Origin of the sequence: Pantoea sp. UBA5923 (assembly GCF_002431095.1) — a bacterium.
Lineage (GTDB): Bacteria > Pseudomonadota > Gammaproteobacteria > Enterobacterales > Enterobacteriaceae > Pantoea > Pantoea piersonii.
Genome location: NZ_DJDN01000048.1, coordinates 43,700 through 68,925 on the forward strand (window position 1 = coordinate 43,700; position 25,226 = coordinate 68,925).

Here is a 25,226-nt window from a genome sequence, read left to right on the forward strand (position 1 = left end):
ACTTCGAAGGATCCCTATAATGCGACTCCACACAGCGGGGGTGATTAGCTCAGTTGGTAGAGCATCTCCCTTACAAGGAGGGGGTCGGCGGTTCGAGCCCGTCATCACCCACCACTCTAAAGGTGGCCCGCAGTGAACAAGAGATAAGATATGGGTGATTAGCTCAGTTGGTAGAGCATCTCCCTTACAAGGAGGGGGTCGGCGGTTCGAGCCCGTCATCACCCACCATATCTTAGTCAGATGACACTCTTGTTAAGCAGTACCGAAGTGGGTGATTAGCTCAGTTGGTAGAGCATCTCCCTTACAAGGAGGGGGTCGGCGGTTCGAGCCCGTCATCACCCACCACTTCGGGTCGTTAGCTCAGTCGGTAGAGCAGTTGACTTTTAATCAATTGGTCGCAGGTTCGAATCCTGCACGACCCACCAAATTCAGAGAAAAGCGCCCAACGGGCGCTTTTTTCGTTTCTGTGCGCCTGAGCTTAACGTGCAGGATGAGAACCTGCGCAGGTTCGACTGAATCGCCGGAGCGATTCAGGCTGATGCAAAGCATCACCCGCAGGGCGAGGCCCCGGACGGGCCGAGGCAAATCCTGCACGACCCACCAAATTCAGAGAAAAGCGCCCAACGGGCGCTTTTTTCGTTTCCGGCCACTGCGCCGCGGCCCCGACAATACCTTTTCCAAACCTTAACGCTTTCTTGCCTCAAGCCTTTTTCTTCTGAACCGATAACGATTTTGTCTATTTGCATGCAAGGAGAAAAAAGATGTCAGCAATATCCGCTTTATCTGGCAGTACAGGCAGTAGCGCCGGTAGCAGCAACGCCAGCGTCTCGTCGCAGATTTCCGCGCTCAATAAGCAGATCCAGAGCATCACGAAGCAGGTTAAAGAGCTGTCGGATAATCAGGATATGACCGACGAGCAGAAATCTGAAATGGAGCAGATGTACCAGTCGCAAATCGCCATGCTCGAAGCGCAGATCGCTCAGCTTGAACAGAAGCAGACCGAACAGGCGCAGCAGAACAGCGAACCGGCGAAACAGGCTGCAAGCGTTCAGGCTGCCGACGGCATTAATCGTCCGACCGCCACCAATCAGGTTAACGTCTATATCTAAAACGCTGGATTTATCGCGCGTTGTTGCGTCAGCAGCGTCGCCTGCTGACGCGCTTCCTGCCAGATCGCCTGCGCCGCAGGCGTCAGCGACCGGTTCTTGCGCTTAACCAGCACCAGGCTGCGGTTGATTTCAGGATAGAGTCGGCGCACGGTCAGCGCCCTGCCCGCCGGAAGCGGCAGCGCCAGCGCCGGTAAGATACTGATGCCGATGCCCGCATCGACCATGGGAAACAGCGTCGCCGGATGTCCAATTTCCTGCACGACGTTTACCTTGACCTGCTGCTGTCGCAGCGCCGCGTCGATTAACACCCGGCTGCCAGAAGCGTAATCCTGCAACACCATGGTGCGTCCCGCCAGCATGCGCCACTGCGCTTTTTCCACCGAAGCGAGCGGATCGTCGCTGCGGCATAACAGCAAAAAAGGCTCGTCCAGAATCGCCTGGCAGTCGAGATCGCTGTCGTTAAGCGGGCCGATAACAATACCGAAATCGACTTCGGCATTGCGTACGCTCTGCAAAACCATCTCCTGCACTCGGTCATGCAAAATAATCCTGATGTCGGGATAGCTTTGCTGGCTCGCGGCGAGGCATTGCGGCATCAGATGCGCGGAGATGGTCTGGCTGGCGGCGATGCGCACCGTACCGCTGCGCTGTTCGCCGTAGCTGCGAATATCCAGCAGCGTAGAGTTCATCTCTTCCAGCAGGCTTGCCATGCGCGAGGCGAGCTGCTGCCCCGCTTCCGTCAGCATCACTTCGCGGGTCGTTCTGTCGAGCAGCCGCACGCCGATAACGGCTTCCAGCTCTTTAATGCTGTGGCTGACGGCGGACTGGCTTAAACCAATCGCCTGTCCAGCCTGGCTGAATCCGCCATAGTGGGCGACGGCGACAAAGGTGCGCAGCTGGCGTAAAGTATAATTCATCGAAAGTGCTCATAGATTGATGCAATAAATCAATTTTATTTCTAAACCCGCATCCCGCACAATCACACCATGTAAATTTTAACCGGATTTTAACAATGGGATTTCTGCGACTCGATCCGATGATGATCAAACTGATCATCACGGTGCTGCTGGCCACCTTTCTGCCTGCTAAAGGCGTCTTTGTCGATATTTTTGAATACCTGACCACTGCCGCTATCGCCCTGCTCTTTTTCATGCACGGCGCCAAGCTGTCACGCGAAAAGATCATTGCGGGCAGTAGCCACTGGCGGCTGCATTTGTGGATTATGTTCAGCACCTTTGTGCTCTTTCCGATTATCGGCCTGCTGATCGTCTGGTGGCACCCGGTTAAGGTCAGCGCAGAGATCTATACCGGCTTTATCTATCTCTGCATTCTGCCCGCCACCGTACAGTCCGCTATCGCCTTTACCTCAATAGCGGGCGGCAACGTAGCAGCGGCGGTATGCAGCGCCTCGGCGTCGAGCCTGCTGGGCGTCTTTATCTCTCCGCTGCTGGTGAATCTGGTTATGGACGTGCACAGCAGCGCGCCCACCAACGGGCTTGAGCAGGTCGGCAAAATTATGCTGCAGCTGCTGGTGCCCTTTGTGCTGGGTCACCTGTCGCGCCGCTGGATTGCCGGCTGGGTGGAAAGGCATCGCAGCCTGATCGGCAAAACCGATCAGACTTCAATTCTGCTGGTGGTCTACTCCGCCTTTAGCGAAGCAGTAGTTAACGGCATCTGGCATCGCGTCGGCATTGATACCCTGCTGTGGATCCTGGCGGGCTGTCTGCTGCTGCTGGCGCTGGTGTTGACAATTAATCTCTGCGCCTCGCGCCTGTTCGGCTTTAACCGCGCTGATGAAATCGTGGTGCTGTTTTGCGGTTCGAAAAAGAGCCTGGCGAACGGCGTGCCGATGGCAAACATTCTCTTCCCGGCCAGCGCGGTGGGGATTATTGTGCTGCCGCTTATGATTTTCCATCAGGTGCAGCTGATGATCTGCTCTTATATCGCGCAGCGCTACAAAGCCAGCCATGAGAAGAAGCAGAAGCAAGAGATGAGGCCGACCGTCGTGGAGTCGCAGAAGTAATAAAAAAGCCCGCCGAAGCGGGCTTTTTTACGCGTTGCGTTTAAGCGGTTTGACCAGACCTTCCAGGCCTTCAATTTTGATAGCGAGCGTCATCTGCATCAGCTCGCCTAAATGGCCGGAGGGAAACTCCGCTTTGCGCGCGAACCACAGCAGGTAAGGCTCCGGCAGATCGATAAGCAGGCAGCCTTTATACTTGCCGAACGGCATCGCCGTATTGGCGATCTCTACCAGGAACGCCTTGTCCATATCAGGCATCCAGCAGCCGAATCATTTCGGCTTCGTCGATAACCTCAATGCCTAGCTCCTGCGCTTTAACCAGCTTGGAGCCAGCCGCTTCGCCCGCGATGACCAGATCGGTTTTCTTCGATACGCTGCCGCTCACCTTCGCGCCAAGCGCGGTCAGACGATCTTTAGCCTCATCGCGCGTTAGCTGCGTCAGCGAACCGGTCAGCACCACGGTTTTACCGGCGAACGGGCTGTCGATCTCTTCCGCCTTCACCACCTCAATATTGGGCCAGTGTACCCCCGCCTCTTCCACCAGCTGGCGAATGACTTCGCGGTTGCTCTCTTCTTCCATAAAGTTGCGCACGTGGGTGGCGACAACGGTGCCGACATCCTGAACCGCAATCAGCGCCTCCAGGTCGGCATCCATCACTTTTTGCAGCTCGCCGAAGTGATTCGCCAGATTGGCGGCGGTCGCTTCGCCCACTTCACGAATGCCGAGCGCGTAGAGGAAACGCGCCAGCGTAGTCGATTTCGCTTTCTCCAGCGCGTTTACCACGTTTTGCGCGGATTTCGGCCCCATGCGATCCAGGCCAAGCAGCTTCTCCGGCGTCAGGCGGAACAGATCCGCAGGCGTTTTGACATATTCGGTCTCCACCAGCTGATCGATAATTTTATCGCCCAGGCCATCGACGTCCATCGCGCGACGCGAGACAAAGTGCTTCAGCGCCTCTTTGCGCTGCGCGCCGCAGATTAGCCCGCCGGTACAGCGCGTCACGGCCTCACCCTCGACGCGCTCAACGTCAGAGCCGCATACCGGGCAGTGCGTGGGGAAAACCACTTCGCGCGCATCGGCCGGACGCTCGGAGAGCACCACGTTTACAACCTGTGGAATGACGTCGCCCGCGCGGCGGATCACCACCTTATCGCCAATGCGCAGGCCAAGACGCTCGATTTCATCCGCGTTGTGCAGGGTCGCATTGCTCACCATCGCGCCCGCCACCAGAACCGGCTCCAGACGCGCTACCGGCGTCACGGCGCCGGTACGCCCTACCTGAAATTCTACGTCGCGCACGAACGTCATCTGTTCCTGCGCGGGAAACTTGAACGCCACAGCCCAGCGCGGCGCGCGCGCCACAAAACCGAGGCGCTCCTGCAGCGCCTGCGAATCGACTTTAATCACCACGCCGTCAATATCGAATCCCAGACCGGGACGCGTCTCTTCTACATTCCGATAAAACGCCAGCGCCTCTTCCGCGCCCTGTACCAGCCTGATCCGGTCGCTGACCGGCAATCCCCAGGCTTTAAACTGCTGCAGTCGCGCATAGTGGCTGCCCGGGAGTTCCCCCCCTTCCAGCAGGCCGAAGCCGTAGCAGAAAAAGGTCAGCGGGCGCTTCGCGGTGATGCGCGGGTCGAGCTGACGCAGCGATCCGGCGGCGGCGTTACGCGGGTTGGCAAAGACCTTGCCGTCGGTGCGACGCGCTTCGGCATTGAGCTTTTCAAAGCCGCGCTGCGTCATAAAGACTTCGCCGCGCACTTCCAGCCGCGCGGGGAAATCATCGCCCTTCAGGCGCAGCGGGATCGCGCCGATGGTGCGGACGTTAGCGGTGATGTTCTCTCCTGTAGTGCCGTCGCCGCGGGTCGCGGCGCGCGTCAGCAGGCCATTTTCATAGAGCAGGCTTACCGCCAGGCCATCCAGCTTCAGTTCGCAGCAGTAGGCGATATCATCGCTGCTTTTCAGGCGATCCTGTACGCGCTTGTTGAAGGCGAGGAAACCAGCTTCGTCAAAGGTATTGTCCAGCGACAGCATTGGCACCTCATGGCGCACCTGTTCAAATACCGTCAGCGGCGCCGCACCGACGCGCTGGGTCGGTGAGTCGGGCGTTATAAGATCGGGATGCTGCTCTTCCAGCGCGCGCAGTTCGCGCATCAGGCGGTCATATTCGGCGTCCGGTATCTCGGGCGCATCCATAACATGATAAAGATATTCATGATGGCGCAGCGTGGTGCGCAGTTCGGTGATCTGGTCCTGAACGGATTTCATATTGCCCCATCAGATAAAAAACCCCCGACAGGCGGGGGTTTGGTTAATCAGGATTAATGGCCTGGATTATTCTCTGGATTCAATGACCTCGCGGATGCGGGTCTTGTAGGTTTCCAGCTTCTGCGGCGTCATCATACGACGCTCATCGTCCAGCACCACGCCGCCGACATCATCGGCGATACGCTGCGCGGACTGCAGCATTAGCTTAAAGTTTTGGTTCGCATCGCCGTAAGAAGGCACCATCATAAAGATAGAGATGCCCGGCGTGGAAAAGTCAGACATCTCGTCCGGATTAAACGAGCCAGGCTTGACCATATTGGCCAGGCTGAACAGCACCGGGCCGCTGCCCGCTGGGCTGAGATGCCGATGGAAAATATTCATTTCGCCAAACTGGAAGCCCGCCTGCAGAATGCCCTGCAGCAGCGCTTCGCCGTTCAGCGTGCCGCCGGTATGCGCGGCGACGTGCAGCACCAGCACCGTTTCCTTCGGCTTGCCCGGCGCTTTCGGCGCCTCCTGGCGAACCGGCTCCTCGTGCTGAGGCTCCTGATATTCCGGCTGGTGATGAACAGCGTGCTGCGGCTGCGGCTCATATTCCGGCTCGGCCTGGAACTCCGGCTCAGGCTGGACAGCTTCCAGCGGATCTAAATCAAGCAGCGGATCGGCCTGAATAGGCTGCGCTGGCGCAAAGCGCGGCGCAGGTTGCTGCGGCGCTGGCGTCTGAACAGGCTGAGGTTGCGGTTGCGGACGCGGCTGCTGAGTACGCGGCTGTTGCGGCGTCAGCAACGGATCGTTTTCCGGCTGCGGCTGAGGACGCGCGGCTGGCTGACGCGGCTTCTCCGGCGTCGCGCTGAAAGGAGGCGTATCATCCTGCGGCTCGTCGCGGAAATTATCGATGCGCGGCTCCTGATGCGGCCGTTCATGGCGCACGCGAACGTCGCCGACGCCCTCTTCATCGTCAGTCAGGCTATCTTCATCATCGTCGCGCTGGTCGCGCTGTTTGAGCCGTTTGTGCGGGCGATCGCGGAACACTGACGAGCGCTCTTTACGGCTGGTCCACAGCCCGTGAAGAAGGAGCGCTATAATGGCGATCGCGCCAACAACGATTAATATCAGACGCAAATCCTGCATCATTGTATTCTCTGTTGTTCCAATACCTTGCCACCGCGGCAAACTTTATCCTCTAACTGTATTTGCCCAGCTAAACAAGTGCAAGCTCGTGCAGTATTTTCTGACAAATAAGATAGTCACCCCACGTTTTTTTGCTGTTTTTTCACACAATCGCCTCATGGTCAGGAGAAAAAGCCAGGTTATCATGGTCTCGCCTGATTATTTTCTGGAGAGTTGCCTGTATGGCCAACAAGAACACTGTCTCAAGTTTCAACGGCGTGCACTATTTTAGCGAAGGCTGGAGACTGGTTCGTCTGCCAGGCATCCGACGTTTCGTCATTATCCCGCTGCTGGTCAATATCCTGCTGCTGGGCGGCGCATTCGTCTGGCTGTTTTACCGGCTGGGCAGCTGGATCCCGCAGCTTATGGCGCATATCCCCGAATGGCTGCAGTGGCTGAGTTATCTGCTCTGGCCGCTGTCAGTTATCTCTATCGTGCTGGTATTCAGCTACTTCTTTTCTACTATTGCCAACTGGATCGCCGCGCCGTTTTGCGGACTGCTCGCGGAGCAGCTGGAAGGTCGCCTGACAGGCAAAGCGATGCCGGACAGCGGCTGGCTGGCGATGCTGAAAGATGTGCCGCGCATTATGAAGCGCGAACTGCAAAAGCTCGGCTACTATCTGCCGCGCGCGCTCGGCCTGCTGCTGCTCTACTTTATTCCAGGCTTTGGTCAGACGGTGGCGCCGGTGCTGTGGTTCCTGTTCAGCGCATGGATGCTCTCTGTGCAATATTGCGACTATCCGTTTGATAACCATAAGGTGAGTTTCCAGCAGATGCGCAGCGCCCTGCGCAGACATAAAACGGCCAATATGCAGTTCGGCGCGCTGGTCAGCCTGTTTACCATGATCCCGATTCTTAACCTGGCGATAATGCCGGTCGCGGTGTGCGGCGCAACGGCGATGTGGGTCGATCGCTATCGCGGGCAGCTGGCTCGCAGTGAGCTACGCTAGTACTCATCAGAACGCCTTATGCATTTTTTGCAGAGGCTTATTGCGCGGGGACATATAGATATGCGTTTTCTTTCCTTCCGCGCGCAGACAGAAAGGGTATGCTCAGAGGGCTCCCAATAATTCATACAGTTAAGGACAGGCTATGAGTAAGATCTATGAAGATAACTCGTTGACAATTGGTCATACGCCACTGGTTCGACTGAACCGCATCGGTAACGGCCGCATTCTGGCGAAGGTAGAATCCCGTAACCCGAGCTTCAGCGTAAAATGCCGTATCGGTGCCAATATGATTTGGGACGCAGAGAAACGCGGTATTTTGAAACCAGGCGTCGAACTGGTCGAGCCGACCAGCGGCAATACCGGCATCGCGCTGGCCTATGTCGCTGCGGCGCGCGGCTATAAGCTGACGCTGACCATGCCAGAGACCATGTCCGTTGAGCGCCGTAAGCTGCTGAAAGCGCTGGGCGCTAATCTGGTGCTGACCGAAGGGCCAAAAGGGATGAAAGGCGCAATCGCCAAAGCGGAAGAGATTGTCGCCAGCGACCCGGACAAATATGTGCTGCTGCAGCAGTTCAGCAACCCGGCCAACCCGGAAATCCACGAGAAGACCACCGGCCCTGAAATCTGGGAAGATACCGACGGCGCTGTGGACGTGTTTATTGCTGGCGTCGGTACCGGCGGCACGCTGACCGGCGTATCCCGCTATATCAAGAATACCAAAGGCAAAAAAGATCTGATTACCGTGGCGGTTGAGCCTACCGACTCGCCGGTTATTGCTCAGGCCATCGCAGGTGAAGAGATCAAACCCGGGCCGCATAAGATTCAGGGCATCGGTGCCGGCTTTATTCCTGGCAACCTGGATTTGAATTTGGTTGACCGCGTGGTAGCTATCACTAACGAAGAGGCGATCAGCACTGCGCGCCAGCTGATGGAAGAAGAAGGCATTCTTGCCGGTATTTCATCCGGCGCAGCCGTTGCGGCAGCGCTGAAGCTGCAGGAAGATGAGGCGTTCGCCAACAAAAACATCGTCGTCATTCTGCCCTCCTCCGGCGAGCGCTATCTGAGTACCGCACTGTTTGCCGATCTTTTCACTGAAAAAGAGCTGCAGCAGTAACGCCAGATTCTGAAAATGCTGAAAAAAGCACCCGAACGGGTGCTTTTTTGTGGCGGAGATCTCACTTTCGCCACCGCCCACATTGATTTCAGTGACGCTGCTCTGGTATTTAAGCTGCCAATTATTTCGGTGCCTGAAATTAATCCGCCTTTGAAGTGGATCAAGCTGAATCGATTTAAGGATTTGGCGATATGGCGAATCACGGCATAATTAGCAGCTGAAGCGCTCGACAGGGAATTTGACCCTTCAACTGGAATGACGTACTCATTCAAGCGCATTTATTGGTCAGCGTAACGCTATACCCGCGCACCTACACAGGCTAAAGTTACGGCTCCAGGCTAGACTTTAAGTCCATAACACCAAACCTGATAACGTTGGGGAAACAGAATGTTCCAGCAAGAAGTTACTATCACCGCGCCTAATGGTCTTCACACTCGCCCTGCCGCGCAGTTTGTTAAAGAAGCGAAAGCGTTCCAGTCAGAAATCACCGTCACCTCTAACGGCAAATCCGCCAGCGCCAAGAGCCTGTTCAAACTGCAGACGCTGGGTCTGACTCAGGGTACGGTTGTTACACTCTCTGCCGAAGGCGAAGATGAGCAGCAGGCCGTAGAGCATCTGGTTAAACTGATGGCTGAACTGGAGTAATCCACTCAGCTTTTGCTGTATACCGACTCCTTTGCCCCATTGAGTGCAAACATCTTGATCGCGGACAACTTGTCCGCGTTATCACATCCGTAGAGTACAGCTCCCGCGACAATGGCAACGCATTGGGTCAAAGAGCCATCGTGATTAAAAGGTAGGGTTATGATTTCAGGCATTTTAGCATCACCAGGTATCGCTTTCGGCAAAGCTCTGCTGTTGATTGAGGATGAGATCGTCATCAACCGCAAGAAGATTTCTGAAGACCAGGTCGACCAGGAAGTAAAACGCTTCCTCGACGGCCGCGCTCAGGCTGCACAGCAGCTGGAAGCGATCAGAGTGAAAGCGGGTGAAACGTTTGGTGAAGAGAAAGCAGCCATCTTCGAAGGCCACATCATGTTGCTGGAAGACGAAGAGCTGGAGCAGGAAATCATCGACCTGATCAAAAAAGATCACGCGTCGGCCGACGCTGCCGCCTACTCCGTTATCGACGGTCAGGCAAAAGCGCTCGAAGAGCTCGATGACGAATACCTCAAAGAACGCGCCGCTGACGTTCGCGATATCGGCAAACGTCTGCTGCAAAACATTCTCGGTCTGCATATCGTTGACCTGAGCGCAATCCAGGACGAGTCGATTCTGGTAGCAAAAGATTTAACGCCGTCGGAAACCGCACAGCTGAACCTGAAAAAGGTGCTGGGCTTTATTACCGATCTCGGCGGCCGTACGTCGCACACGTCGATTATGGCGCGCTCGCTGGAGCTGCCGGCGATTGTCGGTACCGGCAACGTGACCGCGACGGTGAAAAACGGCGACTTCCTGATTCTGGACGGCGTTAACAATAAAGTTTACGTCAATCCGTCAGAGAGCGAGCTGGAAGAGCTGAAGGCCGTTCAGACCCAGTACCTGAGCGAAAAACATGAGCTGGCTAAGCTGAAAGATCTCCCGGCGATTACGCTGGACGGACACCAGGTTGAAGTGTGTGCCAACATCGGCACCGTACGTGACGTCGCTGGCGCAGAGCGCAACGGCGCGGAAGGCGTCGGCCTCTACCGCACCGAGTTCCTGTTTATGGACCGTGACTCACTGCCAACCGAAGAAGAGCAGTTCCAGGCGTATAAAGCAGTTGCTGAAGCCGTTGGTTCGCAGGCGGTTATCGTGCGCACCATGGATATCGGCGGCGACAAAGATCTGCCTTACATGAACCTGCCGAAAGAAGAGAACCCGTTCCTCGGCTGGCGCGCGATTCGTATCGCCATGGATCGTAAAGAGATCCTGCATGCCCAGCTGCGCGCGATTTTACGCGCCTCCTCTTTCGGTAAGCTGCGCATTATGTTCCCGATGATTATCTCTGTTGAAGAAGTACGCATCCTGAAGGGCGAGCTGGAGCTTTTGAAAGCGCAGCTGCGCGAAGAAGGCAAAGCGTTCGACGAGACTATCGAAGTTGGCATTATGGTGGAAACCCCTGCTTCAGCAGTTATTGCGCGCCATCTGGCTAAAGAAGTGGATTTTTTCAGTATTGGGACAAACGACCTGACGCAGTATACTCTGGCAGTCGATCGTGGTAATGATTTGATTTCGCACCTCTATAACCCGATGTCGCCGTCGGTGCTGGGCTTGATCAAGCAAGTGATCGATGCCTCTCATGCCGAAGGTAAGTGGACCGGCATGTGTGGTGAGCTGGCTGGTGATGAACGTGCTACACTACTGTTACTGGGTATGGGGCTGGACGAATTCAGCATGAGTGCCATTTCGATCCCAGGCATTAAGAAAATTATTCGTAATACGAATTTCGAAGATGCGAAAGCTCTGGCGGAGCAGGCTCTGGCTCAACCTACAGCGGAAGACCTGATGAACCTGGTCAACAAGTTCATTAAAGAGAAAACACTCTGCTGATCCACGAGACGCTGGCCCAACAATACTGTTTAGGAGAAGAATATGGGTTTTCTTGACAAGCTTTTTGGCAATAAATCAGAAAGCACATCTGGGACGATTGATATTGTTGCGCCTCTGTCAGGCGAGATCGTAAACATTGAAGACGTACCGGATGTGGTGTTTGCCGAGAAGATCGTTGGCGACGGCATCGCCATCAAACCAACCGGCAACAAAATGGTTGCGCCGGTCGATGGCACCATCGGCAAGATTTTCGAAACCAACCATGCGTTTTCAATCGAGTCTGACAACGGCATTGAGTTGTTTGTGCACTTCGGCATCGATACGGTCGAGCTGAAAGGCGAAGGCTTCAAGCGCATCGCCGAAGAGGGCCAGAAGGTCAAGAAAGGCGATGTGGTGATCGAGTTTGATCTGCCGTTGCTGGAAGAGAAAGCCAAATCGACACTCACGCCTGTTGTGATCTCCAACATGGATGAGATCAAAGAGCTGGTTAAGCTCTCTGGTCAGGTTACCGTTGGCGAAACGCCGGTGATCCGCATCAAGAAGTAACAGATTCAGCTAAAAGAAACGGCACCCTCAGGGTGCCGTTTTTATTTGTCTGTTCCGGACGCTGACAGCGCGCAGCCCTCTTACGCGCTCTTGCTCTGAGACTGCCAGCGCGGCAGGCGGATAGTCAGCTCCAGCCCGCCTTCAGGACGATTCACCGCCTGCACCTCGCCGTGATGCGCCAGTACCACCTTACGCACGATAGCCAGTCCCAGACCATAGCCTTTACCCAGCAGCGGTGAGTTAACCCGCACAAAGGGATCGAAGATGCTGGAGAGCTTTTCATCATCCACGCCCGGTCCCTGATCGCGTACTCGGATCGCCAGCCACTGCTGCTCCGCCTGAAGCCTGACCTGAATATGCTGACCAGGCAGCGAGAAACGCAGCGCGTTGCGCAGCACATTCTCGATGCCGCGGCGGATCAGCTCGGCGTTGCCGCGCACCGTGTAATCGGCGCTTTCATCAACCTGAAAATTAACGTTTACGCCGGGAATCTGCGCCTCGTAGCGCACGTCAGTGACAACCGCGTGCACCAGGCCGGTCAGATCAAAATATTGCTCGTCAGGCATACTCTCATGCCCGGCGCGCGACAGCGTCAGCAGCTCGCCAATCATCTTATCCAGCCGCCGCGCCTCTTCGTCGATGCGATCGAGAGAGGCGTTAACGCTCTCCGGCGTCTGGCGCGCTAAGCCGGTCGCAAGCTGCAGACGCGCCAGCGGCGAACGCAGCTCATGCGAAATATCATGCAGCAACTCCTCGCGCGCGCGAACCAGCGTATCAAGCCGCTCTACCATGGCGTCAAACGCCTCCGCCACGTTAGACAGCTCATCATGACGCTTGCGCATCATAGGATAGAGCCGCACGCTGAGATCGCCGTTCGATACGCGTGTAAAGCCCTCGCGCAGCTGGCGCATCGGCCGCGTCAGGTTCCACGCCAGCAGCAGACTAAAGAGCAACCCGACTGACCCGGCAAACACGAACATCGGCTCAGGGATATTAAGAATGTGTCGCGGCCCGGTCATTCCCATCGAGCTGTCTTCCCGCAGGCCTTTGACGTCATAGCGCAGCTCATACTGCTTGCCGTCTGCGCCTTTCACCCAGCGCACAATAACGTCAGGGAATTTGCCCTGAAAGGGCGGGTTAAAGGTTTCCGGCAGCGGCTCGCTATGGGCAGGCCGCGCATGTTGGATAACGGAAAAGAACTGACGATCGTTCGGCTCCCAGTCCGCCATCATATTGTCCAGCGAGCTAAGACCGCCGCGCTCCAGCACCGATACCGCTGATGCCATCTGCAGATTAACGATGCGGCGCGTAGCGATAATCTCCGGCGGCTCATGGTGATTCCCGGCAAAGGTAAAACCGAGCCAGAGCAGCTGACTGATAATAACGAACACGATCCAGAAGCCGATTAAGATCTTCCAGAACATGCGTCCGCGATAGTTTTGCTTCATCGAATGCGATAACCGATGCTGCGCACCGTTTCGATATTGACGCTGTCAGCGGTAAGCGCCGACAGTTTCTGACGGATATTGCTGATATGAACATCTACGCTGCGGTCGTAGGCCTCACGCGGACGGCCCAGCCCTTTTTCCGACAGCTCATCTTTTGACACCACGCGATCCGGCGAACGCATCAGCAGCTCAAGCAGATTAAATTCTGAGGCGGTGAGATCGAAGGGCTTGCCCTGCCACTCGGTAATGCGCGTAGCGGGATTAAGCGTCAGTTCACCCCAGCGCAGCAGCTCTTTTTTGTCCGGCAGGGGCGCCTGCTCTTCAAAGCGTCGCAGTACCGCGCGCAGACGCGCTACCAGCTCGCGCGGGTAGCAGGGCTTCGGCATATAGTCGTCCGCGCCCATCTCCAGCCCGATCACGCGGTCGATATTGTCGCCTTTGGCGGTCAGCATGATTACCGGCAGGCGGCTGTTTTGCCTCACCTGCCGCAGCACGTCGATACCGCTCATATCCGGCAGCATAATATCAAGGATCATTGCGGTGTAATGGCCGGAAAGCGCGCCTTCAATGCCTGCGCTGCCCGTTAATACCAGCTGGGTTTCAAAGCCTTCTGCAATAAGGTACTGGCTGAGCATGGTGCCCAGCTCCACATCGTCATCAACTAACAAAATTTTCATGGTGGTCTCTCGCCTGTATTGACGCTATTTTGTCCTGAGCGAGCGCCGGACGCAGCCGGTTTTACGCGTTCCTTACAGATTCGACGTCAGACGATGCTCAGGATGACTATAGACAAAAACGGCCCGGCCCCACCACTCTGGCGCTGCCGGGCCGCTCAAGAGAGGATTTACCGATAGATGCCGGTTGAGAGATAGCGGTCGCCGCGATCGCAGACGATAGCGACAATCACGCTGCCTGGCTGCGCCTGGGCGATGCGTAAGGCACCCGCCACCGCGCCGCCGGAACTGACGCCGCAGAAGATCCCCTCACGTCGCGCCAGCGCCCGCATCGTCTCTTCCGCCTCGGACTGTCCCATATCCATCACTACATCGACCAGCTCGGGCCGGTAGATGCCGGGCAGATAGGCCTGCGGCCAGCGGCGGATGCCGGGAATAGCGCTCCCCTCTTCCGGCTGCAGGCCGATAATGGTTACGCTGTCGCTCTTCTCTTTCAGGTAGCGGCCAACGCCGGTAATCGTGCCGGTGGTGCCCATGCTGGAGACGAAATGGGTCAGACGTCCGCCGCTCTGCTGCCAGATTTCCGGGCCGGTAGTCTGGTAATGGCCGAGCGGATTATCAGGGTTATTGAACTGGTCAAGCACGCGACCTTCGCCGCGCGCCATCATCGCCAGCGCCATGTCGCGGGCGCCCTCCATGCCCAGTTCGCGACTTACCAGCACCAGCTCCGCGCCGTAAGCGCGCATCGCATCCTGCCGCTCCCGGCTCATATTTTCAGGCATCAGCAAGCGCAGCGCGTAACCTTTCATCGCGGCGATCATCGCCAGCGCAATGCCGGTATTGCCGCTGGTGGCTTCAATCAGGCGATCGCCCGGCGTGATTTCGCCGCGCAGTTCCGCCTGGTTAATCATTGACCAGGCGGCGCGATCCTTGACGGAGCCGGCAGGATTATTGCCCTCCAGCTTGAGCCAGATTTCGCTGCCGTTGGCAGGCGTCAGGCGCTGGATTTTGATCAGCGGCGTATTGCCGATGGTGTTTTGCAGAGTGGTCAAGATGCGTTTCCCGGCGAACATAAGCGAGCAAAAAAAGGGGCGGGACAAGTCCCACCCGCTGTCGCGTGAGAAAATATCAGGCGCTTTCGGCAAAGGCAACAGCACGCAGCGGCGTCGCGCCCTGATAGAGACGCGCCTGCTGCAGGCCGACGAACAGGCGTTCGCCGCGTACCGGCGCGCTTCTGTCGCCGTCAAACACCAGCGAAAAAGGTTCGCTCTGCCATCCGGTCGGCTGGACCACCAGCTGCCAGAAATGACCACGCGGGCTAACTTCCAGAACCTGTACCGGCAGCGGCGTCTCCAGGCTGCTCTGCCGCGAAACGTCAATCTCCCACGGGCGCAGGAAAAGCTCGACCGCGCCCTGATGCGCCGGCGTATAGCCCAGAGGCCAGTGATGCGCACCGACGTGGAACTGCGAGCCGTGGATCTCCCCGTCAAAGCGGTTCACCTCGCCGAGAAACTCCAGCACAAAGCGGGTGGCGGGATCGCGCCACACTTCGTCCGGCGTTCCCACCTGCTCGATATTGCCCTGGCTCATTACCACCACGCGATCGGCTACTTCCATCGCCTCTTCCTGATCGTGGGTAACGAAGACGCTGGTAAACTTCAGCTCCTCATGCAGCTGACGCAGCCAGCGACGCAGCTCTTTACGTACCTGCGCGTCCAGCGCGCCGAAAGGTTCGTCGAGCAGCAGGATCTGCGGCTCGACCGCCAGCGCGCGCGCCAGCGCCACACGCTGTTTCTGGCCGCCCGACAGCTGCGCCGGAAAGCGGTTTGCCAGATGCGCCAGCTGCACCATCTCCAGCAGGCGCGTCACGCGCTGTTTGATTTCAGCCGAGGAAGGCCGTTCGCGGCGCGGCAGTACCGTCAGGCCAAAAGCGATATTGTCGAATACCGTCATATGGCGGAACAGCGCATAGTGCTGGAACACGAAGCCAACCTGACGGTCGCGGGCATGCAGGGCGCTGACGTCTTTATTGTGAAAGCGGATTTGCCCGCTGTTCTGATGCTCCAGTCCAGCGATAATACGCAGCAGCGTGGTTTTCCCCGAGCCGGACGGCCCCAGCAGCGCTACCATCTGGCCAGAAGGAATATCCAGAGAGATATCGTTCAACACCGAAGTGCGGCCGAAAGATTTATTGATCTGTTTAATCTCAATGCTCATGATTTTCCTCCTGTTGCAGGCGATGCTGCTGCTGCTCTAAGCGCCACTGCAGCATGCTTTTCAGAAACAGCGTGACGATGGCCATCAGCGTCAGCAGCGCAGCGGCGGTAAAGGCGCCTACCACGTTGTAATCCTGATGCAGTAATTCAATCTGAAGCGGCAACGTGTAGGTCTCGCCGCGAATCGATCCCGATACCACCGAGACCGCACCAAACTCACCGAGGGTACGCGCGTTGGTCAAGACCACGCCGTACAGCATCGCCCAGCGGATATTCGGCAGCGTAACGCGGCGGAACATCTGCCAGCCGGAGGCGCCAAGCAGCACTGCCGCCTCATCTTCGTGGCTGCCCTGGCTCAGCATGACCGGCACCAGCTCGCGCACCACAAAAGGACAGGTAACGAATACGGTCGCCAGCACCATACCGGGCCAGGCGAACATCACCTGAATGTTATGCGCATCCAGCCAGCTTCCTGCTGGCCCGTTAACGCCCCAGAACAGCAGATACATCAGACCAGCCACTACCGGCGAGACGGCAAATGGAATATCGAACAGCGTCAGCAGCAGCTGGCGACCAGGGAAGTTAAAGCGCGTCACCAGCCAGGCGAGCAGCGTACCGAACACCAGATTGACCGGCACAGTAATCAGCGCGACCAGCACCGTCAGCCAGATGGCGTGCAGCATGTCGCTGTCGCCGAGATTCTGAAAAGCGACGCCCAGCCCCATCTTCAACGCTTCATAGAAGATAGAGATCATCGGCACCACCAGCAGCAGTAGCGATACCAGCACGCCGATGCCGATCAGCAGCCATTTGCTCCAGTTGACCGGCTGGCGGTCAGCGGCGTTGATGTGGGAGATATGCGCCATTAGTGGCCTCCCAGACGGCGGCCGAAGCGGCTCTGTAGAGTGTTAATCGCAAACAGCAGCACCAGCGACGCCGCGAGGATCACCGACGCGATGGCGCTGGCAGCCGGGTAGTCGAACTCCTGCAGGCGCACGAAAATCATCAGCGAGGTGACCTCGGTTTTCCAGGCGATATTGCCGGCAATAAAAATCACCGCGCCGAATTCGCCGATGCTGCGGGTAAAGGAGAGCGCGGTGCCCGCCAGCAGCGCGGGCGCCACTTCCGGCAGCACCACGCGACGGAAGCTCTGCCAGGGTGTTGCGCCCAGCGTCTGTGCCGCCTCTTCATATTCTGGCCCCAGCTCTTCCAGCACCGGCTGTACGGTACGCACCACAAAGGGGATGCTGGTGAAAGCCATCGCGACGGCGATGCCGAGCCAGGTATAGGAAACTTTGATGCCGAAGGCGTTGTAGATCCACTCGCCGTACCAGCCGTTTACCGAGAAAAGACCGGCCAGCGTCAGGCCAGCGACCGCCGTCGGCAAGGCGAACGGCAGATCCACCAGGCCATCCAGCAGCGTGCGGCCAGGAAAGCGATAGCGCGTAAGGATCCACGCCATAATCATGCCGAACACCGCATTAAACAGCGAGGCAACGGCTGCCGAGAGCAGCGTTACCTTATAGGCCGCCACCAGCTGCGGGTTGCTGATCACTTCCCAGTACTGCGCCAGCGTCATCTTCGACAGCTGCATCAGCAGCGCGCTGATTGGCAGCAGCAGAATTAAACAGGTAAACAGCAGGCTGGTACCGAGGCTCAGACCAAATCCCGGCAGCACGCGTTTCTGAGTTAACGCAAACATTATCCACGCCCCGCTGATAACAGTTGATCCAGCTCGCCGCCGCTGGCGAAGTGGCTCTTCATTGCCTTATCCCAGCCGCCAAACTGATCTTCCACGCGGAACAGCTGCGTCTGCGGGAAACGATCTTTGTGCTCGCTCATCAGCTGCGGATTGTTTACGCGGTAGTAGAAGTCAGTAACGATTTGCTGCGCCTGTGGCGTATAGAGATAGTTAAGATAGGCTTTCGCCGCGTCAGCGGTATTATTGTGCGCGACGTTTTTATCGACCCATGCCACCGGGAATTCGGCGAGAATATCCGTTTTCGGCACCACCACTTCATACTCATCTTTGCCGTACTGGTTACGAATATTGTTGACCTCGGATTCGAAGCTGATCAGCACGTCGCCCAGACCGCGCTCGGCGAAGGTGGTGGTCGCGCCGCGTCCGCCGGTATCAAACACTTCGACGTTCTTCAAAAATTTCGCCATAAAGGCGCGGGTTTTCGCCTCGTCTCCGCCGTTGGCTTTGCTGGTCGCGCCCCAGGCCGCCAGCCAGGTATAACGGCCGTTGCCGGAGGTTTTTGGATTAGGAAAGACCAGCTTCACGTCGTCGCGGCCGAGATCGGCCCAGTCGTGAATCTGCTTCGGATTGCCCTTGCGCACCAGGAACGCCATGGTGGAGTAAAACGGCGAGCTGTTGTTCGGCAGGCGGCTTTGCCAGTCCGCGGCAATCAGGTTGCCTTTATCGTGCAGCACCTGCACGTCAGTCACCTGGTTATAGGTGACGACATCGGCACGCAGCCCCTGCAGGATCGCCAGCGCCTGTTTTGAGGAGCCGGCGTGCGACATTTTAATGGTGAGTTTGTCACCGGGATGGCTGGCATCCCACTGTTTTTCGAACGGCGCATTCAGGGCGGCAAACAGCTCGCGCGCAACGTCATACGAGCTGTTGAGCAGTTCGGTGGCGCTGGCCGCGCCTGCCAGACTGAGCGACAAGGCGATACCGCCAACGATATTTTTCATCGTTCTTTTGGTCATTGGGCACCCTGAGAAAACAAGAGATCCGGCTTATGCCAGCCGTTTGCCCAGTGTATTTATAACCCTGTGAAAAGCAGTAGCGGTTTTATATATCGTTTGATGATTTCAAAGTCGAAAATGGCATAAGACAGCGCAAAATTTTATGCGCCAGGCAGCAAAGGCGCGGGCCGCGTCAGACGGCCCGGAGAGGTTACAGCGGCTGTTACGCCGCTACGCCGTTTCGCCCATCCTCTGCGAATAAAGAAGTGGGCACCGCCGCTTTTTTAACGCTGCCAGATAATTTTGCTCAGCTTCCAGCTTTTCAGCACGTCGTCCGACGGCATCAGACCGTCCGGGCCATGCCAGTCACCGCTGTAGACATAGGAAAGATGCTGGCTACCTGGCGCGCGGCACTCCACGTCGTGGTTGCCCGCGCCGCCCGCCAGCTTGCAGTTGTTAAAGGCCTTGCTGAATTTGTCGCTAAAGGCGTCGCCAATTTTAGCCCCATCCTGCGCGGCAATATCACTGTCCGTCACCTCAATACGCTCTACGCTGCTGCGCCCGCTGATCTGCAGTTTCACTTTATCGCCGTCCAGCGCCTGCCAGAAGGCGATGACATCGCCGTTCTCGCTACGCATGCCCTGACGCAGCTTATAGTTGCCTTTCAGGCCGTCGCCGATCGCGCTTTCGCTCATTGCGGTCGCGCTGCCGACGCCGCCGACGCCCTGCTCGGTAGCGGTCAGCGATGAGCCAAACCAGTTCCACGGCAGCGCCGACGACCAGTGATAGCTCAGCGGGTTATACCAGCTTACGTCTGACTCAGAGGCGGAGCCGGTACTGGCACAGCTGCTAAGCAGCGTAGCGGCCACCAGCAGCGAATAGGGTAACGCTTTCATTAAAACTCCTGTTAACACGGTGCCAAACGGCAGAACTCATTGGAGTCGCCAGCAGCAAAAAAGTTTATTCCGCCAGCTGATGTTCCGGCAGAAAGCAGTCGCGCAGCCTGACGTTGAGCAGCAGCCACAGCAGCGCCAGGCCATCGAACAGCGTGAGCAGCAGCGGCAAGGGCGAGGTAAGCAGATCGCCGGATGCGAAGGTCGCGCCCTGCCACGCCAGATTGACCGCCAGCGACAGCACCAGCACCCAGCGCCACATCTGCCACAGCCGCGGCCAGCGTGCGCGGTAGCCGGTCAGCAGCAGGCCAATGAGCGCAGGCGCGCCGAGCGCCAGTCCGAGCCAGAACGCCTGCCGGTCGGGATAGAAGAGTCCCAGCAGATCGCTGCCCTGCTGGCGCGACGCCCCCGCCATCACCAGCAGGATCCAGGTGCGCGCCAGCAGCAGCAGCGTCAGCCAAAAAAGAAACGGCAGCCGCAGCTGCCCTTTCGCATCATATTCGTCCGGCAAATATTTCACTGCATCAATACTCGCGGTCTTCAATCAGCCGCTTGCCGAGCAGCACTGAATCCACCGGTTCGTACTCCAGCTTCTCATAGAAGGCGACGACTTGATCGTTCTCTTCACGCACCATCAGATTGATTTTGGGGCAGCCGCGGGCGATAAGCTTTTTCTCCAGCCGGTTCATCAGGGCATTGGCGAAGCCGCGGCCCTGATAGTCGGGATGCACCGCCAGATAGTAGGCGGAGCCGCGATGACCGTCATAGCCACCCATCAGCGTGCCGACCACTTCGCCGCCCACTTCCGCAACCAGAAAGAGGTCAGCATCGTGGTTCATCTTGCGTTCGATATCCAGTTCCGGGTCATTCCACGGACGTAACAAATCGCAACGCTCCCAGAGCGTAATCACCTCTTCAAAATCTTCCTGGCGGAAAGCGCGGATTTCCATCTTCTTTACCTTGCAAATAAGCACAATTCGCTGATTATCACGCATTCAGAGCCGCGTGCAACCCCGGCTAGCGCAGCCTGGAGCAAAAAGCGCCAGTTTTCCCGTTAGCAACCTGACATACAAAGTAAAGAGCTGAAAGGGTTAGGTCCTCGCAGCGGACAAAATGTTACGATATAACACTCTGCACAATTTCCGCTAATGGACCGGCCTATGCCCACACTTTCTCTGCTCAAGCGTCTTACCAACCGTCGTCAGCTGCTGCTCTCCGGCCTGGCGCTGGCCGTGCTCTCCCCGCGCGCGGTTCAGGCGAAAGAGGAAAGCGCTCCGCTGCGCGCCAGCCCGCGCCATGCGCAGCCTGCGCCGCCGCAGAAAAACGGCAAGCGCATCGTGATGATCGATCCCGGCCACGGCGGCATCGACTCCGGCGCCGTAGGCAGCGAAGGCTCGGAAGAGAAACATATCGTGCTGGAAATTGCGAACAACGTGCGCCAGCTGTTGCAGTCGCATCCGCGCATTGAGGTGCGGCTGACGCGCGACAGCGACCACTTTATTCCGCTGTATCAGCGCGTTGAGATCGCGCACCAGCACGGCGCGAACCTGTTTATGTCGATTCACGCCGACGGCTTTACCAGCCCTGAAGCAAGCGGCGCCTCGGTGTTCGCCCTTTCGAACCGTGGTGCCAGCAGTGCCATGGCGCGCTATCTGTCAGATAAAGAGAATGCGGCGGATAAAGTCGGCGGCGCGAAGGTTGAGCAGCAGGATCACTATCTTAACCAGATCCTGTTCGATCTGGTGCAGACCGACACCATCCGCAACAGCCTCACGCTGGGCAAGCATGTGCTGGATCAGATCCGCCCGGTGCATCATCTGCACAGCGAGCATACCGAGCAGGCGGCGTTTGCCGTACTGAAATCGCCGTCGATTCCGTCGGTGCTGGTCGAGACCTCCTTTATCACCAATCCGCGTGAAGAGCAGCTGCTCGGCACCGCCGCGTTCCGCAGCAAAATCGCGACGGCGATCGCTGGCGGCATTACCCGCTATTTTGATGAGTACGATCGCCGCAATGGTCAGGTATAATCGCGCCACTTTTTTGCAATGAGTCAGATGTCATGCCCGATATTTCCCGCGTTAAAGCCTTTCTGCTGAACCTGCAGGAGACAATCTGTAATCAACTGGCGGCAGCCGACGGCGGCGCGCAGTTTATTGAGGACAGCTGGCAGCGTCCCGGCGGCGGCGGCGGCCGCAGCCGCGTGCTGCGCGACGGCGCGGTGTTTGAACAGGCAGGCGTTAACTTTTCACACGTTCACGGCGACCAGATGCCAGCGTCGGCGACGGCGCACCGTCCAGAGCTGGCGGGCCGCAGCTTTGAGGCGATGGGCGTGTCGCTGGTAATCCATCCGCACAGTCCCTATGTGCCGACCAGCCACGCCAACGTGCGCTTTTTTATCGCTGAAAAGCCAGGCGCCGATCCGGTGTGGTGGTTCGGCGGCGGCTTCGATCTGACCCCCTACTACGGCTTTGAGGAAGATGCGGTGCACTGGCATCAGACCGCGTTCGATCTCTGCCAGCCGTTCGGCGATGAGGTCTATCCGCGCTACAAGAAATGGTGCGACGACTACTTCTATCTGAAGCATCGCGACGAGCAGCGCGGCATTGGCGGCCTCTTTTTTGACGATCTCAACACGCCAGACTTCGACACCAGCTTCCGCTTTATGCAGGCGGTGGGCCACGGTTTCCTCGATGGCTATCTGCCGATTGTCGAACGCCGCAAAGCACTGACGTGGGGCGAGCGCGAGCGCCAGTTCCAGCTCTACCGCCGCGGACGCTACGTGGAGTTCAACCTGGTGTGGGATCGCGGCACCCTGTTTGGCCTGCAGACCGGCGGCCGCACCGAATCCATTCTGATGTCGATGCCGCCGCTGGTGCGCTGGGAGTATGACTACCAGCCGGAGCCGGATTCGCCGGAAGCCGCGCTGACGCGCGACTTTTTACCGGTGCGCGACTGGCTATAAAGGCGCAGTTTGCGCTTCAACGACGGCAAGCGCGACCATATTCACAATCCGCCTGACCGAAGCGATGCGCGTCAGCACATGCACCGGCTTGCTGATGCCCATCAGCACCGGGCCGACGGTGACGCCCTCCGAGCTGGAGACGCGAAGTAGGTTGTAACTAATCCGCGCCGCTTCGACGTTCGGCATGATCAGCAGGTTTGCAGCCCCCTTCAGCGGGCTGTCTGGCATCAGCTCGCGGCGTATGCTCTCAATCAGCGCCGCATCGCCGTGCATCTCGCCATCCACTTCCAGCTCTGGCGCGCGACGCTGAATAATCGCCAGCGCTTCACGCATCTTGCGCGCGCCGGGCGCGTTTGAGGTGCCGAAGCTGGAGTGCGACAGCAGCGCAACGCGCGGCTCAATGCCGAAGCGGCGCACCGTCTCCGCCGCCAGCAGCGTCAGATCGGCCAGCTGTTCCGGCGTCGGATCCTCATTGACGTAGGTATCGGTAATAAAGGTATTGCCGCTGGGTAGCAGCAGCGCGTTCATCGCGCCCGCCACCTTCACGTCGTCGCGCAGGCCGAACACTTTCTCCACTACGTCATAGTGCTCATGGTAGTCGCCGATGGTGCCGCAGATCATTGCGTCCGCCTCGCCGCGATGTACCATAATGGCGCCAATCAGCGTTGGATTGCCGATCACCGCGCGCTGCGCCTGCTCCGGCGTTACACCGCGCCGCTTCATCATCTGGTAATACTCGTTCCAGTACGCCTTGAAGCGCGGATCCGATTCGTTGTTCACCACGTCAAAATCTTTGCCCGCTTCGATCTTCAGACCCTGCTTCTGCAAACGCATGGCGATCACGTTGGGACGACCAATCAGGATCGGCCGCGCCAGGCCAAGCGTCACCAGCTCCTGCGTAGCGTGCAGTACGCGCACCTCCTCCCCTTCCGCCAGCACCACGCGCTTCGGCGCTTTGCGTGCCTGAGAGAAGATCGGCTTCATAAACAGATTGGTTTTGTAAACGAACTCGGCGAGCTTCTCGCGATAGGCATCAAAATCCTCTATAGGACGGGTCGCCACGCCAGATTCCATCGCGGCGCGCGCCACTGCCGGGGCAATCTGCACAATCAGGCGCGGATCGAAGGGCTTTGGTATCAGGTAGTCCGGCCCGAAGCTGAGATCCTGATCGTCATAGGCGGAAGCAACCACATCGCTCTGCTCCGCCTGCGCCAGCGCGGCGATAGCGTGCACCGCCGCCAGCTTCATCTCCTCGTTGATGGTGGTTGCGCCCACGTCGAGCGCGCCGCGGAAAATAAACGGGAAGCAGAGCACGTTATTGACCTGATTCGGGAAGTCAGAACGGCCGGTGCAGATAATGGCGTCAGGGCGCACCGCTTTGGCCAGCGGAGGCATAATTTCCGGCTCGGGATTGGCAAGCGCCAGAATCAGCGGATCGCGCGCCATCCTCTGCACCATTTCCGGCGTCAGCAGCCGCGGCCCCGAGCAGCCGAGAAAGATATCCGCGTTTTCGATTACCTCTTCCAGCCTGCGCGCGCCGTTATCCTCTACCGCATAGGCGGCTTTAGTGGGCGCCATGCTGGCTTCACGGTCGCGGTAGATCACCCCTTTCGAGTCGCACACCACAATGTTCTCTTTTTGCATGCCGAGCGCCACCAGCAGATTCAGGCAGGCGATAGCCGATGCGCCCGCGCCGGAGACCACCAGTCGCACCGCGGCAATCTCTTTGTTAACGATGCGCAGCCCGTTAAGCACCGCCGCGGTACAGATAATCGCCGTACCGTGTTGGTCGTCGTGAAATACCGGAATCTTCATGCGCTGGCGTAGCTGCTGTTCAATATAGAAGCACTCCGGCGCTTTAATATCCTCCAGATTAATGCCGCCAAAGGTCGGTTCCAGCGCGGCGATAACGTTGATCAGCTTTTCCGGGTCTTGTTCATCAATCTCGATATCGAAGACGTCGATACCGGCGAATTTTTTGAACAGCACCCCTTTGCCTTCCATCACCGGTTTGCCCGCCAGCGCGCCGATATTACCGAGTCCAAGCACCGCAGTGCCGTTCGAGATCACAGCCACCAGATTGCCGCGCGCGGTATATTTATGTGCCGCCAGCGGATCCTGCGCAATTTCCAGACAGGGCGCGGCGACGCCGGGCGAGTAGGCCAGCGCCAGATCGCGCTGCGTGGCGAGAGGTTTGGTGGGGGAAACCTGGATTTTGCCCGGAGTGGGATACTGATGAAAATCCAGCGCGCTCTGCTTGAGTTGGTCGTCCATCGTCGGTTCCTTTTTCAGCTTCAGTGCGCTGGCAGTATAAAAGGCGGACAGAAAGGAAAACGTCGGAGGGATCGCGATAAGGCAGATCGATACGTAAAGGGCGCGCAGGGCGGAAAGTGCGGTTAATCCGGCAGAAATCGTCAGTTCTGCTAACCTTTGAGATGCGCGATTTTCGCCCCCCGGCTGACTGACAGGATGTTGCAGCACGCTATCCCTGTTTGACGTCACGCTCTTTTCGCCGCGCGGGGCCCCGATGAGTTCAGCCCATCGCAATAATCAGAAAAAGAGTATTTTCATCATCGAACGCCTGATGCACTGTGTTGCAGGGTGAAATCATTCGCAATAAAGAATTGCT

The 25,226-nt window shown here is 57.8% G+C and carries 25 protein-coding genes, 4 tRNA genes and 1 other RNA gene; 15 read left to right on the forward strand and 15 right to left on the reverse strand.

All coding sequences use genetic code 11. The features are described from left to right. The first annotated feature begins 38 nt into the window (after positions 1–38). The 6 genes from B3797_RS11650 (at position 39) to B3797_RS11675 (ending at position 1,109) form a co-directional block, all read left to right on the forward strand. Positions 39–114: transfer RNA gene (locus B3797_RS11650), tRNA-Val, on the forward strand. 38 nt (positions 115–152) lie between these two features. Next, a tRNA-Val gene (locus tag B3797_RS11655) sits at positions 153–228 on the forward strand. Positions 229–269: 41 nt separating this feature from the next. Next, positions 270–345 (forward strand) — tRNA-Val (locus B3797_RS11660). A gap of 4 nt (positions 346–349) precedes the next feature. Next, positions 350–425 (forward strand) — tRNA-Lys (locus B3797_RS11665). Between the two features lie 44 nt (positions 426–469). After that, a non-coding RNA gene (locus B3797_RS11670) (RtT sRNA) lies at positions 470–603 on the forward strand. A 158-nt stretch (positions 604–761) separates the two neighbouring features. Then, positions 762–1,109, forward strand: a complete 348-nt coding sequence (locus B3797_RS11675) for a FlxA-like family protein (RefSeq protein WP_311791152.1) — start codon at positions 762–764, stop codon at positions 1,107–1,109. On the opposite strand, the gene B3797_RS11680 is transcribed toward B3797_RS11675, so the two are convergent. Next, positions 1,106–2,026 carry a LysR family transcriptional regulator gene (locus B3797_RS11680; protein ID WP_311791153.1) on the reverse strand — a complete coding sequence of 307 codons (921 nt, stop codon included), beginning with the start codon at positions 2,024–2,026 and terminating at the stop codon, positions 1,106–1,108. The genes B3797_RS11675 and B3797_RS11680 overlap by 4 nt on opposite strands. A gap of 95 nt (positions 2,027–2,121) precedes the next feature. Between B3797_RS11680 and B3797_RS11685 the strand changes: the two genes are divergently transcribed. Beyond that, positions 2,122–3,132 carry a bile acid:sodium symporter family protein gene (locus B3797_RS11685; protein WP_311782869.1) on the forward strand — a complete coding sequence of 337 codons (1,011 nt, stop codon included), beginning with the start codon at positions 2,122–2,124 and terminating at the stop codon, positions 3,130–3,132. 27 nt (positions 3,133–3,159) lie between these two features. Here the strand turns inward: B3797_RS11685 and B3797_RS11690 are convergent, their stop codons facing one another. The 3 genes from B3797_RS11690 to zipA all read right to left on the reverse strand — a co-directional run bounded on the left by B3797_RS11690 (position 3,160) and on the right by zipA (position 6,529). Then, on the reverse strand, positions 3,160–3,378 hold the full coding sequence (locus tag B3797_RS11690; protein WP_120458179.1) for a DUF3820 family protein: 219 nt from the start codon (positions 3,376–3,378) through the stop codon (positions 3,160–3,162). Position 3,379: 1 nt separating this feature from the next. After that, complete coding sequence (gene ligA, locus B3797_RS11695) at positions 3,380–5,398, reverse strand: NAD-dependent DNA ligase LigA (protein WP_311782870.1); 2,019 nt, start codon at positions 5,396–5,398, stop codon at positions 3,380–3,382. Between the two features lie 66 nt (positions 5,399–5,464). After that, the gene (zipA, locus tag B3797_RS11700; protein ID WP_311791154.1) at positions 5,465–6,529 is read right to left on the reverse strand and encodes a cell division protein ZipA; all 1,065 of its coding nucleotides are present in this window, start codon (positions 6,527–6,529) and stop codon (positions 5,465–5,467) included. A gap of 218 nt (positions 6,530–6,747) precedes the next feature. On the opposite strand from zipA, the gene cysZ reads away from it, so the two are divergent. The 6 genes from cysZ (at position 6,748) to crr (ending at position 11,707) form a co-directional block, all read left to right on the forward strand. Then, positions 6,748–7,515 carry a sulfate transporter CysZ gene (cysZ, locus tag B3797_RS11705; RefSeq protein ID WP_311791155.1) on the forward strand — a complete coding sequence of 256 codons (768 nt, stop codon included), beginning with the start codon at positions 6,748–6,750 and terminating at the stop codon, positions 7,513–7,515. 142 nt (positions 7,516–7,657) lie between these two features. After that, positions 7,658–8,629, forward strand: coding sequence for a cysteine synthase A (cysK, locus tag B3797_RS11710; RefSeq protein ID WP_311791156.1), 972 nt, complete (start codon positions 7,658–7,660; stop codon positions 8,627–8,629). Between the two features lie 15 nt (positions 8,630–8,644). Further along, positions 8,645–8,839 carry a hypothetical protein gene (locus B3797_RS11715; protein WP_311791157.1) on the forward strand — a complete coding sequence of 65 codons (195 nt, stop codon included), beginning with the start codon at positions 8,645–8,647 and terminating at the stop codon, positions 8,837–8,839. A gap of 177 nt (positions 8,840–9,016) precedes the next feature. Next, positions 9,017–9,274 carry a phosphocarrier protein Hpr gene (gene ptsH / locus B3797_RS11720; protein WP_007889063.1) on the forward strand — a complete coding sequence of 86 codons (258 nt, stop codon included), beginning with the start codon at positions 9,017–9,019 and terminating at the stop codon, positions 9,272–9,274. 159 nt (positions 9,275–9,433) lie between these two features. Next, positions 9,434–11,161: a phosphoenolpyruvate-protein phosphotransferase PtsI gene (ptsI, locus tag B3797_RS11725; protein WP_311782874.1), complete on the forward strand. Its 1,728-nt coding sequence runs from the start codon at positions 9,434–9,436 to the stop codon at positions 11,159–11,161. A 42-nt stretch (positions 11,162–11,203) separates the two neighbouring features. Further along, entirely contained in the window at positions 11,204–11,707 is a 504-nt protein-coding gene (gene crr, locus B3797_RS11730; RefSeq protein WP_033753703.1) for a PTS glucose transporter subunit IIA, read from the forward strand. An 80-nt stretch (positions 11,708–11,787) separates the two neighbouring features. Here crr and B3797_RS11735 read toward each other — a convergent pair whose 3' ends face one another. The 10 genes from B3797_RS11735 to B3797_RS11780 form a co-directional block, all read right to left on the reverse strand. Further along, positions 11,788–13,155 (reverse strand): ATP-binding protein, encoded by a 1,368-nt coding sequence (locus B3797_RS11735; protein ID WP_311782875.1) that lies wholly within the window; start codon positions 13,153–13,155, stop codon positions 11,788–11,790. Then, positions 13,152–13,832 carry a response regulator transcription factor gene (locus tag B3797_RS11740; RefSeq protein ID WP_311782876.1) on the reverse strand — a complete coding sequence of 227 codons (681 nt, stop codon included), beginning with the start codon at positions 13,830–13,832 and terminating at the stop codon, positions 13,152–13,154. Before B3797_RS11740 ends, B3797_RS11735 begins: the two co-directional genes overlap by 4 nt. 167 nt (positions 13,833–13,999) lie before the next feature. Further along, complete coding sequence (gene cysM / locus B3797_RS11745) at positions 14,000–14,881, reverse strand: cysteine synthase CysM (RefSeq protein WP_311791158.1); 882 nt, start codon at positions 14,879–14,881, stop codon at positions 14,000–14,002. A gap of 76 nt (positions 14,882–14,957) precedes the next feature. Further along, the gene (gene cysA / locus B3797_RS11750) at positions 14,958–16,046 is read right to left on the reverse strand and encodes a sulfate/thiosulfate ABC transporter ATP-binding protein CysA (protein WP_311782878.1); all 1,089 of its coding nucleotides are present in this window, start codon (positions 16,044–16,046) and stop codon (positions 14,958–14,960) included. Continuing rightward, complete coding sequence (gene cysW / locus B3797_RS11755; protein WP_311782879.1) at positions 16,036–16,911, reverse strand: sulfate/thiosulfate ABC transporter permease CysW; 876 nt, start codon at positions 16,909–16,911, stop codon at positions 16,036–16,038. The genes cysA and cysW overlap by 11 nt, the downstream gene beginning before the upstream one ends. Beyond that, positions 16,911–17,747 (reverse strand): sulfate/thiosulfate ABC transporter permease CysT, encoded by an 837-nt coding sequence (gene cysT / locus B3797_RS11760; protein WP_311782880.1) that lies wholly within the window; start codon positions 17,745–17,747, stop codon positions 16,911–16,913. The genes cysW and cysT overlap by 1 nt, the downstream gene beginning before the upstream one ends. Then, positions 17,747–18,763: a sulfate ABC transporter substrate-binding protein gene (locus B3797_RS11765; protein WP_311782881.1), complete on the reverse strand. Its 1,017-nt coding sequence runs from the start codon at positions 18,761–18,763 to the stop codon at positions 17,747–17,749. Before B3797_RS11765 ends, cysT begins: the two co-directional genes overlap by 1 nt. A gap of 263 nt (positions 18,764–19,026) precedes the next feature. Next, complete coding sequence (locus B3797_RS11770; RefSeq protein WP_311782882.1) at positions 19,027–19,638, reverse strand: RpoE-regulated lipoprotein; 612 nt, start codon at positions 19,636–19,638, stop codon at positions 19,027–19,029. 64 nt (positions 19,639–19,702) lie between these two features. Further along, the gene (locus B3797_RS11775; RefSeq protein WP_311791181.1) at positions 19,703–20,164 is read right to left on the reverse strand and encodes a DUF2919 family protein; all 462 of its coding nucleotides are present in this window, start codon (positions 20,162–20,164) and stop codon (positions 19,703–19,705) included. Continuing rightward, the gene (locus B3797_RS11780; protein WP_033753728.1) at positions 20,160–20,585 is read right to left on the reverse strand and encodes a GNAT family acetyltransferase; all 426 of its coding nucleotides are present in this window, start codon (positions 20,583–20,585) and stop codon (positions 20,160–20,162) included. Before B3797_RS11780 ends, B3797_RS11775 begins: the two co-directional genes overlap by 5 nt. 210 nt (positions 20,586–20,795) lie before the next feature. Here B3797_RS11780 and amiA point away from each other — a divergent pair, with 210 nt between their 5' ends. Further along, the gene (amiA, locus tag B3797_RS11785; protein WP_120458164.1) at positions 20,796–21,662 is read left to right on the forward strand and encodes an N-acetylmuramoyl-L-alanine amidase AmiA; all 867 of its coding nucleotides are present in this window, start codon (positions 20,796–20,798) and stop codon (positions 21,660–21,662) included. 32 nt (positions 21,663–21,694) lie between these two features. After that, positions 21,695–22,597, forward strand: coding sequence for an oxygen-dependent coproporphyrinogen oxidase (gene hemF, locus B3797_RS11790; RefSeq protein ID WP_271152807.1), 903 nt, complete (start codon positions 21,695–21,697; stop codon positions 22,595–22,597). On the opposite strand, the gene maeB is transcribed toward hemF, so the two are convergent. After that, entirely contained in the window at positions 22,592–24,871 is a 2,280-nt protein-coding gene (gene maeB, locus B3797_RS11795) for an NADP-dependent oxaloacetate-decarboxylating malate dehydrogenase (RefSeq protein WP_311791159.1), read from the reverse strand. The two genes, hemF and maeB, sit on opposite strands and share 6 nt — an antisense overlap. Between the last annotated feature and the right edge of the window lie 355 nt (positions 24,872–25,226).

Coding starts and splice junctions, on each gene's coding strand:
- B3797_RS11675 (WP_311791152.1), top strand. CDS start 762: ATGTCAGCAATATCCGCTTTATCTGGCAGTACAGGCAGTAGCGCCGGT.
- B3797_RS11680 (WP_311791153.1), bottom strand. CDS start 2,026: ATGAATTATACTTTACGCCAGCTGCGCACCTTTGTCGCCGTCGCCCAC.
- B3797_RS11685 (WP_311782869.1), top strand. CDS start 2,122: ATGGGATTTCTGCGACTCGATCCGATGATGATCAAACTGATCATCACG.
- B3797_RS11690 (WP_120458179.1), bottom strand. CDS start 3,378: ATGGACAAGGCGTTCCTGGTAGAGATCGCCAATACGGCGATGCCGTTC.
- ligA (WP_311782870.1), bottom strand. CDS start 5,398: ATGAAATCCGTTCAGGACCAGATCACCGAACTGCGCACCACGCTGCGC.
- zipA (WP_311791154.1), bottom strand. CDS start 6,529: ATGATGCAGGATTTGCGTCTGATATTAATCGTTGTTGGCGCGATCGCC.
- cysZ (WP_311791155.1), top strand. CDS start 6,748: ATGGCCAACAAGAACACTGTCTCAAGTTTCAACGGCGTGCACTATTTT.
- cysK (WP_311791156.1), top strand. CDS start 7,658: ATGAGTAAGATCTATGAAGATAACTCGTTGACAATTGGTCATACGCCA.
- B3797_RS11715 (WP_311791157.1), top strand. CDS start 8,645: ATGCTGAAAAAAGCACCCGAACGGGTGCTTTTTTGTGGCGGAGATCTC.
- ptsH (WP_007889063.1), top strand. CDS start 9,017: ATGTTCCAGCAAGAAGTTACTATCACCGCGCCTAATGGTCTTCACACT.
- ptsI (WP_311782874.1), top strand. CDS start 9,434: ATGATTTCAGGCATTTTAGCATCACCAGGTATCGCTTTCGGCAAAGCT.
- crr (WP_033753703.1), top strand. CDS start 11,204: ATGGGTTTTCTTGACAAGCTTTTTGGCAATAAATCAGAAAGCACATCT.
- B3797_RS11735 (WP_311782875.1), bottom strand. CDS start 13,155: ATGAAGCAAAACTATCGCGGACGCATGTTCTGGAAGATCTTAATCGGC.
- B3797_RS11740 (WP_311782876.1), bottom strand. CDS start 13,832: ATGAAAATTTTGTTAGTTGATGACGATGTGGAGCTGGGCACCATGCTC.
- cysA (WP_311782878.1), bottom strand. CDS start 16,046: ATGAGCATTGAGATTAAACAGATCAATAAATCTTTCGGCCGCACTTCG.
- cysW (WP_311782879.1), bottom strand. CDS start 16,911: ATGGCGCATATCTCCCACATCAACGCCGCTGACCGCCAGCCGGTCAAC.
- cysT (WP_311782880.1), bottom strand. CDS start 17,747: ATGTTTGCGTTAACTCAGAAACGCGTGCTGCCGGGATTTGGTCTGAGC.
- B3797_RS11765 (WP_311782881.1), bottom strand. CDS start 18,763: ATGACCAAAAGAACGATGAAAAATATCGTTGGCGGTATCGCCTTGTCG.
- B3797_RS11770 (WP_311782882.1), bottom strand. CDS start 19,638: ATGAAAGCGTTACCCTATTCGCTGCTGGTGGCCGCTACGCTGCTTAGC.
- B3797_RS11780 (WP_033753728.1), bottom strand. CDS start 20,585: ATGGAAATCCGCGCTTTCCGCCAGGAAGATTTTGAAGAGGTGATTACG.
- amiA (WP_120458164.1), top strand. CDS start 20,796: ATGCCCACACTTTCTCTGCTCAAGCGTCTTACCAACCGTCGTCAGCTG.
- hemF (WP_271152807.1), top strand. CDS start 21,695: ATGCCCGATATTTCCCGCGTTAAAGCCTTTCTGCTGAACCTGCAGGAG.
- maeB (WP_311791159.1), bottom strand. CDS start 24,871: ATGGACGACCAACTCAAGCAGAGCGCGCTGGATTTTCATCAGTATCCC.